General features: G+C 37.5%; 15 protein-coding genes and 1 pseudogene. 7 read left to right on the forward strand and 9 right to left on the reverse strand.

Going from position 1 to position 18,859, the window contains the following annotated elements:
* Positions 1-99: 99 nt before the first annotated feature.
* From BKM01_RS04270 to BKM01_RS04285, 4 genes are read right to left on the reverse strand one after another with little or no spacing between them, the layout of a single operon-like run.
* Entirely contained in the window at positions 100-930 is an 831-nt protein-coding gene (locus tag BKM01_RS04270; protein WP_085503746.1) for a DUF262 domain-containing protein, read from the reverse strand.
* Between the two features lie 22 nt (positions 931-952).
* Positions 953-2,488, reverse strand: a complete 1,536-nt coding sequence (locus BKM01_RS04275) for a restriction endonuclease subunit S (protein WP_085503745.1) — start codon at positions 2,486-2,488, stop codon at positions 953-955.
* Entirely contained in the window at positions 2,488-5,286 is a 2,799-nt protein-coding gene (locus tag BKM01_RS04280) for a TrlF family AAA-like ATPase (RefSeq protein WP_085503744.1), read from the reverse strand. Before BKM01_RS04280 ends, BKM01_RS04275 begins: the two co-directional genes overlap by 1 nt.
* A gap of 21 nt (positions 5,287-5,307) precedes the next feature.
* Positions 5,308-8,064 carry a type I restriction endonuclease subunit R gene (locus BKM01_RS04285; RefSeq protein ID WP_085503743.1) on the reverse strand — a complete coding sequence of 919 codons (2,757 nt, stop codon included), beginning with the start codon at positions 8,062-8,064 and terminating at the stop codon, positions 5,308-5,310.
* A gap of 250 nt (positions 8,065-8,314) precedes the next feature.
* On the opposite strand from BKM01_RS04285, the gene BKM01_RS04290 reads away from it, so the two are divergent.
* On the forward strand, positions 8,315-9,157 hold the full coding sequence (locus BKM01_RS04290; protein ID WP_200807991.1) for a DUF5655 domain-containing protein: 843 nt from the start codon (positions 8,315-8,317) through the stop codon (positions 9,155-9,157).
* Positions 9,158-9,220: 63 nt separating this feature from the next.
* On the opposite strand, the gene BKM01_RS04295 is transcribed toward BKM01_RS04290, so the two are convergent.
* From BKM01_RS04295 to BKM01_RS11205, 3 genes and pseudogenes are all read right to left on the reverse strand, one after another.
* Positions 9,221-9,727, reverse strand: coding sequence for a gamma carbonic anhydrase family protein (locus tag BKM01_RS04295; RefSeq protein WP_085503742.1), 507 nt, complete (start codon positions 9,725-9,727; stop codon positions 9,221-9,223).
* Positions 9,727-10,080 (reverse strand): sensor histidine kinase, encoded by a 354-nt coding sequence (locus tag BKM01_RS11135; protein WP_257790290.1) that lies wholly within the window; start codon positions 10,078-10,080, stop codon positions 9,727-9,729. Before BKM01_RS11135 ends, BKM01_RS04295 begins: the two co-directional genes overlap by 1 nt.
* A 147-nt stretch (positions 10,081-10,227) precedes the next feature.
* A pseudogene (locus BKM01_RS11205) lies at positions 10,228-11,364 on the reverse strand (histidine kinase dimerization/phospho-acceptor domain-containing protein); the annotation flags it as partial.
* Between the two features lie 468 nt (positions 11,365-11,832).
* Here BKM01_RS11205 and BKM01_RS04315 point away from each other — a divergent pair.
* Positions 11,833-12,396 (forward strand): c-type cytochrome, encoded by a 564-nt coding sequence (locus BKM01_RS04315; RefSeq protein ID WP_394334659.1) that lies wholly within the window; start codon positions 11,833-11,835, stop codon positions 12,394-12,396.
* A gap of 38 nt (positions 12,397-12,434) precedes the next feature.
* Here the strand turns inward: BKM01_RS04315 and BKM01_RS04320 are convergent, their stop codons facing one another.
* The gene (locus tag BKM01_RS04320; RefSeq protein WP_085503738.1) at positions 12,435-12,734 is read right to left on the reverse strand and encodes a carboxymuconolactone decarboxylase family protein; all 300 of its coding nucleotides are present in this window, start codon (positions 12,732-12,734) and stop codon (positions 12,435-12,437) included.
* A gap of 67 nt (positions 12,735-12,801) precedes the next feature.
* Positions 12,802-13,011 carry a DUF1059 domain-containing protein gene (locus BKM01_RS04325; RefSeq protein WP_085503737.1) on the reverse strand — a complete coding sequence of 70 codons (210 nt, stop codon included), beginning with the start codon at positions 13,009-13,011 and terminating at the stop codon, positions 12,802-12,804.
* 247 nt (positions 13,012-13,258) lie between these two features.
* Between BKM01_RS04325 and BKM01_RS04330 the strand changes: the two genes are divergently transcribed.
* From BKM01_RS04330 to rtcA, 5 genes are all read left to right on the forward strand, one after another.
* Positions 13,259-13,810 carry a hypothetical protein gene (locus BKM01_RS04330; RefSeq protein WP_085503736.1) on the forward strand — a complete coding sequence of 184 codons (552 nt, stop codon included), beginning with the start codon at positions 13,259-13,261 and terminating at the stop codon, positions 13,808-13,810.
* Positions 13,811-14,018: 208 nt separating this feature from the next.
* On the forward strand, positions 14,019-14,459 hold the full coding sequence (locus BKM01_RS04335; RefSeq protein WP_085503735.1) for a pyridoxamine 5'-phosphate oxidase family protein: 441 nt from the start codon (positions 14,019-14,021) through the stop codon (positions 14,457-14,459).
* Positions 14,456-16,594, forward strand: coding sequence for a PEP/pyruvate-binding domain-containing protein (locus BKM01_RS11035; protein WP_085503734.1), 2,139 nt, complete (start codon positions 14,456-14,458; stop codon positions 16,592-16,594). The genes BKM01_RS04335 and BKM01_RS11035 overlap by 4 nt, the downstream gene beginning before the upstream one ends.
* Positions 16,595-16,857: 263 nt before the next feature.
* Entirely contained in the window at positions 16,858-17,310 is a 453-nt protein-coding gene (locus BKM01_RS04345) for a VTT domain-containing protein (RefSeq protein ID WP_234993683.1), read from the forward strand.
* 470 nt (positions 17,311-17,780) lie between these two features.
* The gene (gene rtcA / locus BKM01_RS04350) at positions 17,781-18,836 is read left to right on the forward strand and encodes an RNA 3'-terminal phosphate cyclase (protein ID WP_085503732.1); all 1,056 of its coding nucleotides are present in this window, start codon (positions 17,781-17,783) and stop codon (positions 18,834-18,836) included.
* Positions 18,837-18,859 lie beyond the last annotated feature (23 nt).

Here is an 18,859-nt window from a genome sequence, read left to right on the forward strand (position 1 = left end):
TACTCATTTGACAAAATACATTCATCCCCTTTGTGTTTTGTCTATCCAGAATCACATTGGGGACTTCTTCTTATAAAAATAATGATGTATTAGTGAAAGTTAGAGGAAAGGGTTTCTACAGAGCCCGATTTCATTTTCTTTAAATTCATTAATCGATTGAACTTGTTTTTCCCACTGTCCATTATAGTCCTTGCTGTCAAGTTCAATCTTATCTATCTGTCCTAATAGTTTCCCTTTTAGTATCTCATATGGTTTTAACCGAACCCCTCTGTCATTAATTACCTCAAAAATCATAGGAACATTAGTTTGTTCTACAGATAAATTGATTAGAACCAAACTATAGAGGAAATAAAAACTAAAAGTTTCAAATTTATGTTTCGTTGATAGTTGTTCATCTAAAAATTTACTTATTATTTGATAGTTAGCAACCATATTCGCAGCAGTAATCCCACTAGAAACATCTATTTCTTTAGGATCCTTTTTTCCATCAAAAAGGTCTTTTAATACTTGTTTATGTTTCTCATGATTCATCCAAAAATTCTTTTCCATCCCAGAGTAGCCTGCGATTTTACTTTCGAGCCACTTTTCTGCGTTCGAATCATACTTTTTAGATAAGTGGTATAATTTTAGTAAGATTAGCGTAAGAGTAGTAAGTCTTTGTTGCCCATCTACAATGTAGACTTTTCCATCTATTGTGTTGGTAACATATGTGTTCAGATAATACCAGCGATATCTAGAAGAAATATTTTCTTTAGTTGGGTCAAGTGATTTATTATTTTGATATTCCTGTGTAAACCTATAAAAAATGTCATCTAACAACCGTTCAACTGGTTCTTTTGTCCATTTGTAATCACGTTGATAGAAGTCAATGTAGTATGTAGTACCTGAAAATAATCTATCAATATTTTGTTTGTCTGGAGAAATGTCCATTTTACTACTTCCTTTTATTTATTCATAATGTTTTATCAAATTTAATTCTTTCAAGTAATGCATCTGCCGGCTCCCAGTCCGGTGCATTATGCACTTCTTCCAGTTCCTGCTGGTTGAGCAGTTTCCCCTCAAAGGCCTTTTTCAGGATGCTCTGGCGCAGTGCTTCTGCTTTTTCCAGATTCTCTTCGATGTCCTGCTCGACTTTATCGCAAACTGAAAGACGGGTTTCGATTTCCGTGACGATGGCTTGTTGTTCTAAAAAAGGACAAAGTGGATATTCAAAATTGCTTAATTGACTTTGATTTATTGATGCCATACCAACTGTTTGTTGAGCATTTCTATTGAAGTAATGATTTGCTGAAAGGAAAAACCAATAATTTACGAGTTTTGAATTGATTTTTGAATTTAATCTCAATCTAATATTTTTACTTTCATAGACTGAAAATTCCATATTTTCTGGAATTACTGCAGTCTTCCCAACTAACTCTCTACTATTTACTCGATTTACCAATAAATCGCCAGCATTTAAACCATACTCATTTTTTTCATTTTCTGTAAGTATAATTCTTTTAATATCAAACCATTCAATCATTCCATTTTCGATATTGTACATCCTAAGACATGCAGTTCCTTCTTCAGAATAAAACGACTTTGGTTTATAAATTCCATTTTTCATCGATTCAGTAATTTCACCCATTTTTATCCATTTCCATTCTTTAGGAATGATTGGCAATTTCTCTAATTCACCAACTGAAAGAAAGTTACCCCTTTTGACTTTTTTTGGTTTAGCAGGCTTCTTTCCCTTCTTTCCAGCATCTTCCCACTCTTTAACAGCCGCTTTCCATTCATCCAGTTTCCTGTTGTAGCTTTCTTCCCTTTCCTTCCGAATCTGCTCCAGCAATTCTTCCGCATCAGGCAGGTCGGTCTGCTGCTGTCGCCACTGGCTCGTAAGTTCTCCCTCAAATGCTTTCTTCAGCACCGCCTGCCGGTACACTTTGAGCTGCTCCTGTGCCTTTTTGAGGTCTGCGATGCCGTTATCCAGTTCACTGAAGAGTTGCTCTATTTTGGAAACGATGGCGCGCTGTTCGGGGGGGGAACAAATTGGGATTTCTAAGTTTTTAAGAATTGTTTGACTAATATTAGACTGTGCTCCACCAATACCTTTTTTAACTAATTCTTGTCTCTTGTGGAAAAGTAAATAGTACAAATATTTTGATTCAATAAATCTATTTTTTATTATTGCACATACAGCTTGATTGGTTGCAGCATCAATTCCTAAAAATGCAAGCTTTCCAATAGTAGCACCGTATAAAGCAATTAATAGCGTACCTTCAGGGAAGATTTTTGCGCTTGATTTTTCAATTGCTTCTTCTGAAATATATTCTTCAGTCTCCCAAATAGTATTATAGTTAAGTTCACCTGACTTTACCCATGGGATATTTCCCTTATAATAAGAAGAATTTTTTCTGCTTGGGGTGCCGCCGCTGGTAGTGAAACATATTTCCCCTAACTTTCTATTAATTCGGTATGTGTACACTTCTTCTTTACTTTGAGTCATTATATTTCCACGAATCCATATTTTTTCTCACGCATGCTAAAAGCAGGTTCGCCACCTTCAAGGATATTGCAAATCTGTTCTCTTATGGCTGGATTTTCAATTGCTCCAGATTCGTAACTTAAAACTTCGTCGTTATTTTTAGCTACGATTACCTGTTCTGCATCAGCATTTACAACTAAATTGGCGTTGTGTGTCACAATAATTACTTGCCTATATTTTTTAATTTTCTCAAAAATTGGTACCAATGACTCCACAATAAATTCATTATCCAAGTCATCTTCAGGTTGATCAAAAACAAAAGGTTTTATGAAGGGGCTTGTAGCAAGTTTAATACATACATAAAAAGTCCCTCTCATACCAACTGAAAGTTGTCTTATTTCTTTCCCCTTATAGGTGGATTTTGATTGGACTTTCCAATACTTTTTTCTAGTTCTTTCCAATAAAAGTATCGAAAGGAACTCTATTGCACCACCTTTATTGAATAAATCAGAATCTAATGTTTCTGCTAAGTTTAAATAATTACCATCCAAGTAGACGATTTTCTCTCCTCTTAATAACTTTAAATAGTCGTCTTTACTTTTTATTTGAAAAATCTCCTCTATTTTTTCATTTTTTGATTGTAATTGTGTTTCTCGAAACTTACGAAGATTCAGACAGCCCAATATTTGATTGTAAAATTCATTTGAGTTAAAGACTTCATGAGCTTTTATTTCGATATCATCTAATAGATCTGCAATTAATTTTTTTTGTTCCTCATTCCAATAATTTTTTCCACTTTTTAATTGAATCCATTTGCTATTGATATTTTCTATACATTTTTCGTGAGCTTGTTCGATTAAGTCGGCTAATTCCTTTAACCGTGTATACTTATATTCAATATCTTCATTTTTTAAATCTATTTCTTTAATTCTTCTATTATATGTATCAATTTCATCTTGGTAGATAGATATTTGTTCTAACAGTCCACTTATATCTGTTTTTATTCCAGCATCCTTAAATTTTGTATCGATTTCAAAATTATCATCCTGTAATGTTGCAATTTGTGTTTTTGCATTAGCTAAAAAATTATTAATAGACAGTCTTTGAGTTTGGATATTCAATTGTGGAATTTTATCCTCTACAATATCACTATATTCATTTAAAATTTGTATGTCGTTATTTATCTGATCTTGAAAATGTAGCAAATTATTAAGTACTTGTTGCGCTTTTGTGCTTTGTTCACTTATTTTGTTTATTTTATTAAGATTTCCTATATATTTGTCTATTAATTGACGATTTTCTTCAGTAGTGATTGTTTTTATTAAATCTTCTTTTTCCTTTTTCTTTTTTCGATTATAATCATAAGAATTCAAATAATTACCATTACTATCCTTATAGTTAAACCAATTTTTAATTTCAAAAATTTCATTGATTAAGCGTTCAATTTCAGATTCTGGAACATCTAATGAATCCGCTTCATTGGTTAAATTGAGAAGTTTTTTGATCTCGTCATCTAACTTATAAGAATTTTGTGGATCAACTATTTCTTTTACTTCTCCTTGATGAATGTGTAAATAATCTAAGTTGTTTTCATTCTGAATATGATATTCATTTGTAGTTCCATCTGTTTTTTGATAAGTAACTGTGAATTTGTCATTTGGAATTGAAATCTCACGTTCACGTCCATTTTCTTGAAATTTATTAAATGTTTTAGCAATTGAATCGAGAAGTAAACTTTTACCTTTGCCTCTTCCTCCAATTATAGTCACAAGGTTTTGACTCAATTCCAGTTTAGTTTCATCAAATTTCACCTCACTATGATTGAATATATTTGTATTCGTTATGTTGATTTCTGAAAAGAAAGACTTTTTGAAATCTTCTTGTGGATTACCTTCTTGAACTCTTACACGCTCTGAACCTTCAAATATAATTTGCCTTAACCCTTCAAATGTAGGGTTAGCTTTTATCCAATTAAAACAGTTTCCTATTCTATCTTTTGTTGTATCTTTATATGAATATGTATGAGCATCACTACAATCGAGAAGGAGATCATTTACTTCCTCCTTACTTAATTTTTCTCTAGCATTGACATATTTTTCTACGGATTTTGCAGATGTAAATACCAAGTGAGCGTTATTAATGATTGTTTTTTTATCAGTTACTGAACTATTTGACCATTGAAGCTCATCCCACTCAGTTTTGCCGACTGCTATTAAGTATTTGTCTTTAAAGTAGTGTCTATTTTTTAGTATTTCAAATATCTTTTTTTCGTCAAGGTTGAGATTGTTAAATCCCTCTATCAAATCAGATTGGTATTTAGGTAGTTCTTTATCGGGAACATTAGATTTGATTTTTTTTCCAAGATCTTTTAAGCTTTCTTTAGTAATACTTCCATTCCAATAATCTCGGTTTATATCGGAACTTAATTTGTATGATTGTTCCAAAGCATTTAAAAATTGACTTTCTATCGTATTAATATCAAGTTCATTTGAAAAAATCACATGTAAATTAATTCTTTTAGTGTTTCTAAACTCAACACCAGCAAATTTTTGTATTCTAAATTCAACAACTGGCAATATTAGTTTTATATTAGATAATCTTCCATTAATTTCTTTTTCGTATTTTATTTTCTTATATCCATCAAGAAATAGATAATCATTTATTCCAATGACTTTAAATTCTTCTGGCAGTGCTTCGAGATCTTTTAAGAATTTTTCCCATACATCCGCAGAATTACCATAATCGTTAATGATTGATTCAGGTGTATGAATATGTAAATCCCATTTCGTCCATTCAGATCCTTTTGGAAATTCTGACATAATAATACGTCTCCATATATTTTATTCTACGAGTGCCTCATTCAATTCATCAATCATAGTGTTCATCTCATTCCCGAAGAGCTGGTACATCCGGCCACGTCCTCCCAGTGCATCGAACGGGGCATAATCCAGGTCATCGATTTCCAGATGGAAACTGGTAGCCACGTAATCCCTGATCATTCGCAGCCAGCCCATCTGGTCCTCATTGAATTTCAGGGTACCGGCCTGCTTATCAAATACCCAGTTCTGGAAATTCCTGCTTACGGTTAGGTCATAGGAAGTCAGTACCGGGTCGATCTCGGTGACCCTGCGGATCAGGGAGATCAGGGCTGTGAGTTCATTCTTCGGGGAATTGCCGTTGACCTCTTCCAGCTGTTCGTAGGCCTGCCAGACTCTTAAAGGAGACAGGTAGGGCTTCTCAGCCTTTAGTTTTTCCAGCACTTCCTTGATCATCCTGAAAGTGACATCCCTGCGCTGATAGGGCTGGTTATAAAAAATCTTCAGGGCAGTGATCTCCTCCCGGTTTGCCTCCAGATAGGCCTTGAAATCACTGACCACCTCATCAGCCCTGATCACAGCATCCTCATCCCATTCCGCTCTCAGGACCGTATCCGTATTTACAGTATCGATGATCTGTTCATGTACCTTGCGCACATTTTCCAGATACTCATTCAATTGGCCGGTAAAGGTAGCCCTAGCAGTGCTGAATAAATTCTCCCGTGCCTTCCTTTTTGCCTCATCTTCAGAAATTTCCGGCTCTTCTCTCTGAATAGTTTGTATCTTTGCCTCGATTACATCCGGGTTGTGGGCATTGAGCAAATCCTTAATGGTCTCATTGATTTCTTTCCCGCCGGTCTTCTCGGCAAAGGTTTCCCGCTCCTGTGGTGTGATCTGTTTTTCCAATCTGGCCAGCCGGTTGGCCAGGGAAACATAAACGTCCTCGTCCTCTGCTCCGAAGGTGACTGCTCCAAGCAGATCCTTCATAGGAATGCCCTTCTTGCGCTCCAGAGGCCTGCTGTCGGTCTTCATGGATTTGGTAACACCCACATCATCCACGATCACAAAATGTGTCTTGGCCGAGATTGACGAGGGAGTCACCTTCTGCAAATCATCAAAATCCAGGGTGCGTGTACCGCGTCCCTTCATCTGCTCAAAATAATTACGGCTCTTCACATCCCTCATGAACATAAGGCATTCCAGCGGCTTGACATCCGTACCGGTAGCAATCATATCCACCGTAACCGCTATTCTGGGATTGTAATCATTCCTGAACTGGGACAGGACGGATTTCGGGTCTTCATCCACCTTGTACGTCACCTTCTTGCAGAAAGCATTCCCCTCCCCGAATTCTTCCCGGACAATCTGGATAATATCGTCCGCATGACTGTCCGTCTTGGCAAAAACCAGGGTTTTGGGTACCTCTTTTCTGCCCGGGAAAATCTCGGGAAGTTTATTCTTGAAAGTGCGAATTACATTTCGTATCTGGCTGGGATTAACCACATCCCGGTCCAGTTTATTTGAAGTATATGTGAAATCCTCATCAAGCTGCTCCCAGCGTTTTTTGCGGGACAGTTTCTCCCGTTTATCGACAAATTCCTCGGCCTTGATCTCTGCTCCGTTTTTGGTGATCTCGGTCTCAATCGTATAAACCTCATAACCCACATTCACCCCATCTGCCACGGCCTCCTCATGACTGTACTCGCTCACCACATTCTCATTGAAAAAAGCAAAGGTACGTTTATCCGGTGTAGCCGTCAGGCCGATCAGGAATGCATCAAAGTAATCAAGCACCTGCTGCCACAGATTGTAGATGGAGCGATGGCATTCATCGATAACCACGAAATCAAATTCTTCTATCGGGACATTCTCATTATAAACAACCGGCAGGGGCTCCTTTGGTTTCCACTCTTTTTCAGCCGGATTTTCCTCTTCTGATTCCTCGTCCAGTTCTTCATCCTTCAATATAGAATAAAGTCGCTGTATAGTGGAGATGCACACCTGGCTATCCGAGGAAATATAATTGGAAGTCAAACGCTGCACATTATAAAGTTCGGTAAATTTGCGGTTATCATCATTGGGTACATAGGCCATGAATTCCTGTTCAGCCTGCTCTCCCAGGTTACGTGTATCCACAAGGAAAAGTATTTTCTTAGCATCGGCAAACTTCAGCAATCTGTAAATGAACGTGATGGCAGTATAGGTTTTTCCCGATCCTGTAGCCATCTGCACCAGAGCACGGGGACGGTTTTCTTTAAAAGATTCTTCAAGATTGTAAATGGCCCTAATCTGGCAATCACGTAATCCATCTGTTTTAAAATCGGGCATTTCAAGAAGTCTTTCCCTTAAACTCTTCTCCTGTTTGAGATAATGTAGAAATGTTTCCGGGCGATGGAATGAGAAAGCAGGCCTGGACCTTGGCTTGGGGTCCCGGTAATCAGTATATCTTGTAACTTTCCCCGTACTTTCATACACAAAAGGGAGTGGTTCATTATTGAGGTACTTCAACTTGCTAGTAGCATATTCAGCTGACTGCTCTTCAACAACCGTGAGGTGGTGACCTTCCTCTTCCCTTTTGGCCTCGATAACCCCGACAGGCTTCTGATCCACAAAAAGTACATAGTCAGCAGGTCCTACCTCGGTCTGGTATTCCTTTATCGCAATACCTGTTGAAGCGTTCCAATCAAGCCTATTCTTATCCTGCACAGCCCAGCCAGAATCCTCTAGATTTTCATCGATAATATCTCTGGCTACTTGTTCGGGGTTTTGATTTTGGCTCATGCGTTTGATCTCGCTGAAGTGAACTTATTTCTTTAGGATATGGAAATTAATTGTGAATTGGTCTGGATCATTGTATTTATCTATAATATGTTTGTTAATTAAAAGTTTAATGATTTTATGCTGTTTTTGTTGGACTTGTTCAGAATTTTGACTAAAATTAATTTTTATATCTTGACTTCCACATATCTATACTATAGTAATTTGTTGGGGTGTGGTCGGTGTGCGGTTAATAAACCTTAAAAAAGTATCTTTGAAACGAAATCCTCGGATAAATGAAAAATGGATACAGGAGCAAATATCTTCCAATCCTTCAATACTGGGCCTTGGAGATTTGATTCTAAAAGATATAGAACGCAATCATCGGGGTGCTGGCAGGCTTGATCTATTGCTTCAGGACCCTGATTCTTTAAAAAGATATGAAGTTGAAATTCAATTAGGTAAAACAGATGAATCTCACATAATCAGGACTATCGAATACTGGGATAATGAAAGAAAGAAATATCCACAATATGACCATTGTGCTGTGATTATAGCCGAGGATATTACAAGTCGCTTCTTTAATGTAATCCAGCTCTTTAACGGCAACATACCTATTATTGCCATTCAGATGAATGCTTATGAAGTGGAAAATAATGACGGCCTTGCTCTGACTTTCACAAAGATACTGGATGAATTTGAGCTTGGTTTCATAGATGAAGATGAAGAAGTAACTGAAGTTGTAGATAGATATTATTGGGAAAAGAAAGGATCGAAAGAAACAGTGGAACTGACAGATAATTTACTTCAATTAATCAAAGAGATAGATCCCACCTTTGAACTCAAATATAACAAATATTATATTGGTTTGGCAAAAGACGGTTCAGCAGATAATTTTGTAAGTTTTAAAGCAAGAAAAAGTTACCTTATAATGCGATTAAAACTTGAAGACTCAGAAGATATCCAAAACGAGCTTCTTGAATCGGGCCTGGATCTTATGGATTACAACCGTAGAAGCGGGCTTCAGAGAATCCGGTTGGTAAAAAAGGATCTTGTAGATAATGAAGAAACAATCAGGAAATTAATGCAGATGTCCTACGACTATGTTCATTTATGATACAAAATTTCCCTTGCTGGCAAAATTGCACTTGGAGGTGTTGACACCTCTTCTGTGGAGGTATCATTGTTCTTTGTATTCTTTCATAAGTTCGATGTAAGATGCAGCATTTTCTTCAATCATCTTTATGTCTTTATCGTTTGCTTCCCTTCTAATTCTTCCCGGGATTCCTGTAATTACATTTGCAGGCCCATACCTTTTGCCGGGTGCTATCAGTGCATTGGCGCCAACAATCGAATTATCTCCTATTTCCGCACCTTCTAGTATAGTTGCATTCATACCTATAAGCACATTATTTCCGATTTTACAACTATGTAAAACCGCTCCGTGGCCAATACTGACATAATCCCCAATTTCGACCATTTTAGTAGTGTCATTATGGATTACCACATTATCCTGGATACTGGTCCCCTTTCCTATATTTATTTCATTCATATCCGCACGTATTGTGGCATTAAACCAGATACTTGAGTCCCTGTCAACCCTGGCATCTCCTATGACTTCCGCAGATTCTGCAACAAATACACTGCCATGCAGTGCAGGTTTCTTTCCCCTGAAATTTCTTAGCATTATCTCACACCATGTTCCTTTATAGGTATAGCCAGATGGAAAGTACTGCCCTTTTCAACTTCACTTTCCACATCGATTTGTCCGCCATGCATTTCTATATATCTTTTAACAAGGGCAAGCCCCAAACCGGTTCCACCATATGTTCTGGTTTCATATTGATCTAACTGATGGAATGGAAGGAATATGGCTTTTATTTTATCTTCAGGTATACCCCTTCCATTGTCCTTTATAGATATGTGCAGCCAGCCGTTGATTTCATTGATAATAACATCAATATTTCCACCCGGATTTGTGAACTTTATACTATTGTTAAGCAAATTATAGAGTATTTGTTTAAACTTTAGTTCATCCACAGTGAGAAGTTTAGTATCGCTTTGATTTTCGATGTGTATTGCTATTGATTTCTCATCTGCCAACGGATACAGTATTTCGAGCAGTTCATCAAAAACTGTGTTGATATCTACATTTGTATATTTTAGTTCTACAATTCCGGATTCTATTTTTGAAAGTTCGAGTATCGAATTTATTATTTGGAGAAGATGTTTGCTACTACTAAATATATTGTCAAGATAATGATCCTGTTTATCGTTAAGTTTTCCTGCCCTTTCAGTTTTCATAACTTGGGAAAAGCCTATGATTGAATTCAGAGGGGTTCTCAGCTCATGGCTCATTGTTGCAAGAAATTCGCTTTTAGCCCTGTTTGCCGATTCGGCTAAAAATTTTGCTTCAATGAGTTCTTCTTCTATTTTCTTCTTTTCAGTTATGTCAATAAATGAACCCATATAAGAAACAGGCTTGCCTTTTTCATTACTAATTACCGTTCTGGATACCTGTACGGGGAATGTGGTACCGTCCTTTCTAATTGCGCTTTTTTCCTATATGGAGCCCTTATTTTTCGGCATATTTTGCAGGCAGCTTAAAGTACCTTCTTCTGCCCATAACTTTTCAATATGATTGCCAATAATTTCTTGCTTATCGTTATATCCCCACATTTGCACGCATGCATTATTAACATAGGTAATATTTCCATCCAGATCTGCTATGGCAATTCCATTTATGCTGGATTCGATTGCCTGGTTTTTCACCAGAAGGGCCTTTCTTGATTCTTCAAAACAGCAAGTCATTTTGTTAAGTTCTTCTTTTTGCCAATTTTCAGTAATCAGGTCTCCAATATGGGTGGCAACAAAATCCATGAATTCTCTGGTTTGTTCTGTTATATGAGGAAACTTTTTTGAAACAACGATTAATGATGCGATTAGTTTATCGTCATTTAAAATTGGTAGGTTCCCAACAGCCTTCAATCCCTCGGATGTGAATTGTGGCTGCCATTTCGAATCCCTGTAGTTTAAATACGTATTCACTCCCCAATTCAATTTTTTCCGAAGAGGGAAGTCTTTTCCAATAGTCCTGACAAAGGAAACAAATTCACTGGAAACGCTTCCTGAATAAGTCACGAGTTCCAGGTTTTCGTTTTCATTATTTAATGTATATATTCCGGCTGCATCGATGTCATCAAAAATCAGAATATTTTCAAGAATGGATAATACTGCTCTTTCAAAATTATCATTGTATTTCCCCATATCATATACAATCTTTTTTAGCAATAACAAGTTGTTGATATTTCCCGCATCTGTCATTGTCCCCTTCCCTGAAAATAAGTATGATCACTATCTTCATTCTTATTTCTACTAATATATATTTTTCTACAAAGTATAAGTATTTACTGCTTGTAGATTTTATATTTCGTTTGCTTTTTTAGATCACAAGCTCCTTGTCCGTTTAATATTTAGTGTCCAGCGAAGTAAATATGATGGGAATTAGACGGGGGAATAATTATGCAGGAAATAAAACCACTTGCTTTTGGGCTTGCGCTTGCAGCCCTTGCTGCACTGTTAATGCTTTAACTTGGTATATCAGGAAATTTAGGTCTATACACCGGATCTGTTGAGATGATGTCACGGTGGCACATGTTTTTTTCACTTAATGTCACGGGTATCATTGCAGGCATGCTGGAAGCTGCGACTATCTCTTTCATTTCCGGTTATTTATTTGCAACAATATACAACAGGTTAATTTAAGGAATACCAGATAGAGGGGGATTAATTTTGTCAAGGAATATGTTGATATTGCTACTGTTTATTGGGGTTGTGTTAATTTTTGTTGGAATGATGAATCTCTTTTATACTCCACCCTCCTACCAGCAATACGGAGGGCAACAGCCGGGAAATATGTATCCGGATGATTTTGAAACGTCTCCGTCATCGCCATCGACTTCTGACATTATCAATGAATTTGATAGTAACGGTGAAATGATATATTATACGGGTTTTAATGAAGGTGGACAAAGAATATCATTTCAGGGTGGTCCTCGCTGGTTAAGCGTACATGGTGGCAGCTGTGTAAGTTGCCACGGTGTTGATGGAAAAGGTGGTGTGCCGATAATGATGGGTACTGCAGTGCCTCCTGATATTACCTATGAAGCATTGACTGCTGAAGCGCATGTTGAGGATGAACATGAAGCTCATCCCGTTTATACTGATGAAACCATCAAGACGGCTATTAAGCAAGGAATTGATCCGTCAGGGGATAGACTGGATTATACGATGCCGCGCTGGGACATGTCTGAAAAGGATCTCAACGACCTGATTGAATATTTAAAAACCCTGTAATTGACCAAAAAGTATATTGAAGGATGTTGCCTGCGGGTTCAGACAATATCCTTCAATGCATTTGCAGCAGTATATACGCTTCCTATTCCTGAAATATAATTGGCTATTCTTACTGCCTGCATCAATTCTTCCTTTGTAGCTCCGGCATTGATTGCCTGGGTTGCCAGGTTTCTGACTCCGTTCTCAGCTCCTTCCGATGCATCAAGTGCCATTGCAATCAGGAATTTGTACTGTAGGGGTATGCCTTCTTCGGAAAATGTCAATTCACCGCTTTGCCCGATTAAATCAAACAGGTCTGGATCTGCTTTTTTTATAGTATTGAGTGGATTATCTGTCATTTTGATTGCTCCAGCTATTTTGAATATAAGTATTGTAATACTGATTGATTAATTCAAAGAATATACTTTATAGTGCACCACATCCACACCCTCTTCCGGTGAGGGTTGATATCCGGTACTTTATCTCCTTCATCTCGTCTTCAGACATCTTATCCAGTTCTTCTCCGTGTACTTGCTCGATGTGATCAAGCATTTTTTTCTCTACTTCTTCCTGTTTGGTGCCTGTAGCCATAAAATTACATTTGAAACCCAGGTCCCTGCATTTTACTATTTTCATTCCTGTACCCTCCTCTATTTTAAAAAACACCAATTACCCTATAAATCATTTTCATACATTAGGCTAAAAACCTTCCCCCATATGAAACCTAAACCAAAAAATCAATTCATTCGATAATTCACAAAATTAATATTAATTTGTATAAAAGTTGTGTTTTTTACATATAATAAGAAAAAATTAAACTAATTTAGACTAATTAGATATTGTTATATTTAATAAATTCATGTGTGTTGGGGAGGTACTATTAATGCAGAAAAATTTTGTCTTAGTCATTTTTCTCCTTTTGTTCACTGTGACAAATGTCCAGGCTTCATGGGCACCAATAGCAGGTGAAATATCTTACCAGATTAATGAATCTGATCGAATAGCTGTTGGGAATGTAACTAATATCCAGGAATATCCTGAATACTCGATAGTAACTATAGAAGTGGATGAATGGCTGATGGGACAACTTCCATCTGATGAAATAGAAGTTATTACGCAGATCGGTTCTGCATATATCAACAGCAATGAACCTCGTTTTTACACTGGTGAATCTGTAATTCTGATGCTTCAGGATGTAAATGTAAATGAAAAAAGATTCAAAGTAACAATTGGTGAACCGGGCAAACATCCTGTTTCCGACAGAAACGAGATAATAAATGAACTTGGAGTTAACTCTGATTCCAGCAAAGATGAAATAATGAATGAAGTTGAATCAACAACAAAATCCGATAACAAAACTCCATTTATTGGAAAAAATGGATTAGTATTCATTCTTATATGTGTGGTTTTCGTGTTACGAAGATCTCGAAATTAAAGTTTCGGAAGCATACTTCCATTAAGAACTAAGATTAGTTGTTTGTATTTTTGTATCATTTTGTTCGCGAATTCTTGTTACCTTCCCATGAATTCCCTATTTGTCGGACAAAGTGTCCATATGATTGTAATTGACACCACCTTTCTTATCGATAACGCATAAATACTCACAGACTCATCTTATTTTAGGGTTTAATGAGGAGTTTCTAATGGAAGTATCAGATCCTGAGAAAATAATGTCTCGCCTGCTTACAGATCAATTACTTGGAGTCCTGGCCACACAGAATAATGGCCAGCCCTATACCAATCTTGTGGCCTTTGCTGCAAGTGAAAAATTCAAGTATCTCCTTTTTGTTACACCAAAGTTTACAAGGAAGTATTCAAATTTGAGTTTATCTCAAGAAGCATCCTTGATGGTCGACAATCGATCCAATACGGTATCTGATTTTAAGGAAGCCACTGTTTTGAACGCAATGGGAAAAGTGGAAGAAATAGATAAAGACCCTGAAATGATCACTCTTTATCTGGCCAAACATCCCTATCTTAGCAGTTTCCTTAAGAATCCTTCATCTGCACTTATGAAATTTCAGGTCGAAAAATATATTGTGGCGACAAGTTTCCAGAATGTTGTGGAGATCGATATGCTATGACAAATCTTGTAATTCCCATGGAAGGAATCCGGCAAGAGCATATGGATATTATCGGAGGCAAAGCTTACTCTTTACACAGGCTTTTTGAAAAGGGCTTTCGAGTTCCTGCCTATTTTTGCGTCACAACAGAAGCATATAACAAATTTTTGGATTGCAGTGGCCTGAAGGGTAGACTCATGATAGAATTTGCCAGAAAGGATTTCTCAAAAATGAGATGGGAGGAAATGTGGGATGCAGGTTTGCGTATCAGGAACATGTTTATGAATACCCCTATCCCACCGCATTTAGTCGATACAATCAAGTCACAGATACCAAGGAACTTCCTGAAAAAGGCAGTGGTTGTCCGATCCTCTGCACCAGGCGAAGATTCAAGCAAAACATCATTTGCAGGTCTACATGAATCATATGTAAATGTGACAGGTATAGAAGAAATACTGGAAAACACCAAACTTGTATGGGCTTCCCTCTGGTCGGATGCTGCGATTCTGTACAGGCAGGAACTGGGACTTGACATAGAGCACAGTTCAATGGCTGTCATGGTTCAGGAAATGATAGAAGGTGACGTTTCTGGAATTGTATTCAGCACCGATCCTAATAATGCTGACAAATTGACAATAGAAGCCATTCACGGGCTTAATAAGGGATTGGTAGAAGGAGATGTGGAGCCTGATCGCTGGCAATTAGATAAGTTTTCAGGTTCAATTGTGCAGCATCTTGTCCCTTCAAGCAGGGATCGCATTGTTTCATTGTCAAAAAAAGGCACATCGATGGGGTCAATTCCACAGTTATTATCCCACAAAACCCCTCTTACTAATGATGAGGTCAAACGGATATATGAAATTGCCATTTCTTCTGAAAAAATATTTGATTTACCACAGGATATGGAATGGACAATTATCAACAATGAATTGTATACTCTTCAGTCAAGACCGATAACAAATGCACAAAACACTGAAAAACAGTGGTACATGTCCCTGAAAAGGACTTTCGAGAACCTTAAGCAATTACACAATCGTATAGAACAAGAATTAATTCCTTCAATGATTTCCGAAGCTAATGCTCTATCTGGCTTGGATTTACATAAACTCAACAATGTTGAGCTTGCAGCTGAAATCTCTCGCAGACAGGAAATATACCAAAAATGGGATGAAACCTACACCAGGGAGTTCATACCTTTTGCCCATGGTATGAGATTATTCGGACAGGTTTACAATGACGTTATAAAACCACAGGATCCTTATGAATTTGTGGATTTACTCGCAGATTCTAAATTGCTGAGTGTCCAGCGAAATGAGCAACTTAGACAAATGGCAGAATTGATTAGAAATGATACAGCTCTGCGAAAAAAAGTAGAAAATGGTATTTTGGAAGGAAAATTCAAAGAGCTCTTTGATAATTTCATGGACAATTTCGCAAGGTCTGCTTATGTCACAGAAGAAAAAGATATAATACGGTTGATCCTTGAACTTGGGTTTGCACCTGTTTCAGCAGAAGAAAATTCAAAAGATGTAAAGAAAATGGAAATGGATTTTCTTTCTAACTTTACAGATGAAGAGAGGGAATGGGCCAGCCAAATCCTGGACCTGGGGCGGGCAAGTTACAGGCTAAGAGATGATGATAACATATATCTTGGCAGAATAGAAGGCCAATACCTATCTTCTTTGAAGGAAGGTAAACTCAGGCTGGAAGAAAGAGGTATAAGGTATGAAATTGAAAATTCCGATGTTATAGCTGGCCTATATAATGATTCTTACATTCCGCCCGTCAAGCCAATACAGGAAAATTCGCCATTAAAGCAGAAAGCCACGGATAGACAGATTCAGGGCCAACCTGCAGGTAAAGGCTCTGTTACAGGGATTGCACGAGTTATAAATGAAAATACAGACCTTTTTAATATTCATGCCGGTGAAATTTTGGTATGTGATTCCATCGATCCCAATATGACCTTTGTCATTCCTCTTGCAGGAGGGATTGTGGAGCGTAGGGGAGGGATGCTTATACATGGGGCTATAATAGCCAGAGAATACGGGATTCCCTGTGTGACCGGCATTCCGGACGCAATCAGTATAATTAAAACAGGCGATGAAGTAACAGTTGATGGCAATTTGGGTATTGTAGTCATACACAGGCATTAAGTAATTGAATATTCTATGTTGTCTTTTTGATTTCTGAAACCAAATTTTAGTTGTTATCTAATATTTCGCAGGGACCAATGTCGACAAAAAAGACAGGAAAAAGAGCAGATTATTCAGATTATCTGGTAGGTTTATGCAAAAAGCGGATGAATAATACATCCAGTCGACATAATAATATTATTATTTTTGTTTTAATAGCTCTTTTTATTATTACGTGGTCAATTTTTCTTCATTACTACCCTCCAAAATTGATAGTATCAACTTTGGGTATTAACAATACGTATCTGGCTATTTTCATGTTGTCTTTAATTGGCGGAGTTTCCACATTTACTTCTACTACATTTTATACTGTTCTTATAACAATAGCTTTGTCTGAAGTAAATCCGGTCTGGTTGGGGCTGATTGCAAGTCTGGGTCTCACTCTGGGTGACCTGCTATTCTATTACATGGGCAGGAAAGGGAAACAATGTGTACCGGGAAAATATGAGGCAAAAATAATTAAACTGACTGCAAAAATGGAACAAATAAATGATAAACTGATTGTTCTTATTATATTTTTATATTCATTGACCCCTCTGCCCAGTGATATTTTAGCGATAGGCCTTGCTTTTGGTGGATTCCCGGTGAAAAAATTGATTCCACCTCTTTTTGTGGGTAATTTCGTGCTTATATTGTTACTTGTAGAATTTTCCAGATTGGGTTATGGTATACTGTAACTTTTGGATTATATAGGGTTGAAATTTTTAATAGCACATGTTTTTTAATCCACTCCATCGTATTTTTACCCACTTATTATATATAGGAATCTATCTATCGTTTTTGGTAAGGGGGAGTTTAGCAGCATGACTCTCACCTTGTATTCAGCCTGAAACGGGGGTTTGGCTGATATGGAGTGGTGGTACGATGAGAGTAATGGATTGAAATCCTTGCTCTCATTTCTCCTGTGTATTTCTATATTTTTTGTATTAATTCTTGAAAGTTCTGGAAGAAAAAACCTCTCAATTTCTCCCCGTCACCACCAGATACTATGAATATATCAGATGTGAGTTGAGGACAAAGCAGGCAAAGGGAATAGAAGAAGTAGATTGTTTTTAACAGACTGTAGTGGATCTTTATAGGAAAATCCTGAAGATAATTATAGGAGCGTTCAGGTAAAATATTAAATAAGGAAGTATGATTAATTTCTATGTCTGATCGTATTTTAGTAGATGGTTCCACTGGAGAAGGAGGTGGACAGATAATAAGGACAACCGTAGCTCTTTCTGCGGTCACAGGGATACCTGTGAAAATTATCAATATCCGTACACACAGGAAAGTCCCGGGTTTGCGAGCCCAGCATGTGGCCGCAATTATGGCTGTTGCACAGTTGTGTAACGCAGAAGTGAGGGGAATATCGGTAAGTTCAAAGGAAATTGAGTTTGTGCCGGGTCCAATAATATCCGATCATATAAAAATAGAAATTCCTACAGCAGGTTCAATCGGCCTTGTCCTGCAGGCCCTTCTGATTCCGATGACTCTGGCAGACCAAGATATACAGGTCTCTATTCATGGAGGTGCTACCTATGGGAAATGGAGTCCTCCTCTTGCCTATATACAACATATTCTCTGTCCCTTTCTTTCAAGGATGGGTTTCAATGTGACTATCCGGATTCTCAGGGAGGGTTACTATCCTCGTGGAGGAGCTCAGGTCTTGGTCAAGGTAGCACCACCAAAAGATGGTATTAAAGCTATTGATCTTTATGAAAGAGAAAAACTGCTGGAGATAAAAGGAGTTACCCATTCTTCATCGGACCTCGAAAGGGCAGATGTATCGGCAAGGGAAGCCGATGTTATACAGGATTATCTTGCGCAGAGATATGATGTACCAATAAATATTGATACCCAATATTCTCCCTCTTATTCCACCGGGTCAGGAGTAACCCTCTGGGCTGTTTTTGAAAATTCTATTATCGGGACGGATGGTCTCGGGGAGCGTGGTGTCAGGGCTGAGGACGTAGGACTTGATGCTGCAGAAAATCTTTCAAGGTGCATTAAATCAGGTGCAACAGTTGATGAATTTATGTGCGATCAAGTGATCCCCTATATGGCACTTGCCAATGGTCAATCGCGCTTTAAGGCAACATCCGTAACCAGTCATGCTAGAACAAATATGGATATTGTGAAAAGATTCCTGAAGGTCAAATTTTCTGTTTTTAAAGAGCAAAATTTATGGGCAGTGCTGGTGCAGCCATCAACTAGTTGAAAGTAAAATGTATTGATTAAAAT

Origin of the sequence: Methanohalophilus portucalensis (assembly GCF_002761295.1) — an archaeon.
GTDB classification, from domain to species: Archaea; Halobacteriota; Methanosarcinia; order Methanosarcinales; family Methanosarcinaceae; genus Methanohalophilus; species Methanohalophilus portucalensis.

Bases quoted from the DNA above. Each gene is read 5' to 3' on its own strand.
- BKM01_RS04330 (WP_085503736.1), top strand. From the start codon at position 13,259: ATGCAGAAAAATTTTGTCTTAGTCATTTTTCTCCTTTTGTTCACTGTG.
- BKM01_RS04325 (WP_085503737.1), bottom strand. From the start codon at position 13,011: ATGAAAATAGTAAAATGCAGGGACCTGGGTTTCAAATGTAATTTTATG.
- BKM01_RS04335 (WP_085503735.1), top strand. From the start codon at position 14,019: ATGGAAGTATCAGATCCTGAGAAAATAATGTCTCGCCTGCTTACAGAT.
- BKM01_RS04285 (WP_085503743.1), bottom strand. From the start codon at position 8,064: ATGAGCCAAAATCAAAACCCCGAACAAGTAGCCAGAGATATTATCGAT.
- BKM01_RS04295 (WP_085503742.1), bottom strand. From the start codon at position 9,727: ATGCTAAGAAATTTCAGGGGAAAGAAACCTGCACTGCATGGCAGTGTA.
- rtcA (WP_085503732.1), top strand. From the start codon at position 17,781: ATGTCTGATCGTATTTTAGTAGATGGTTCCACTGGAGAAGGAGGTGGA.
- BKM01_RS11035 (WP_085503734.1), top strand. From the start codon at position 14,456: ATGACAAATCTTGTAATTCCCATGGAAGGAATCCGGCAAGAGCATATG.
- BKM01_RS04280 (WP_085503744.1), bottom strand. From the start codon at position 5,286: ATGTCAGAATTTCCAAAAGGATCTGAATGGACGAAATGGGATTTACAT.
- BKM01_RS04270 (WP_085503746.1), bottom strand. From the start codon at position 930: ATGGACATTTCTCCAGACAAACAAAATATTGATAGATTATTTTCAGGT.
- BKM01_RS04320 (WP_085503738.1), bottom strand. From the start codon at position 12,734: ATGACAGATAATCCACTCAATACTATAAAAAAAGCAGATCCAGACCTG.
- BKM01_RS04275 (WP_085503745.1), bottom strand. From the start codon at position 2,488: ATGACTCAAAGTAAAGAAGAAGTGTACACATACCGAATTAATAGAAAG.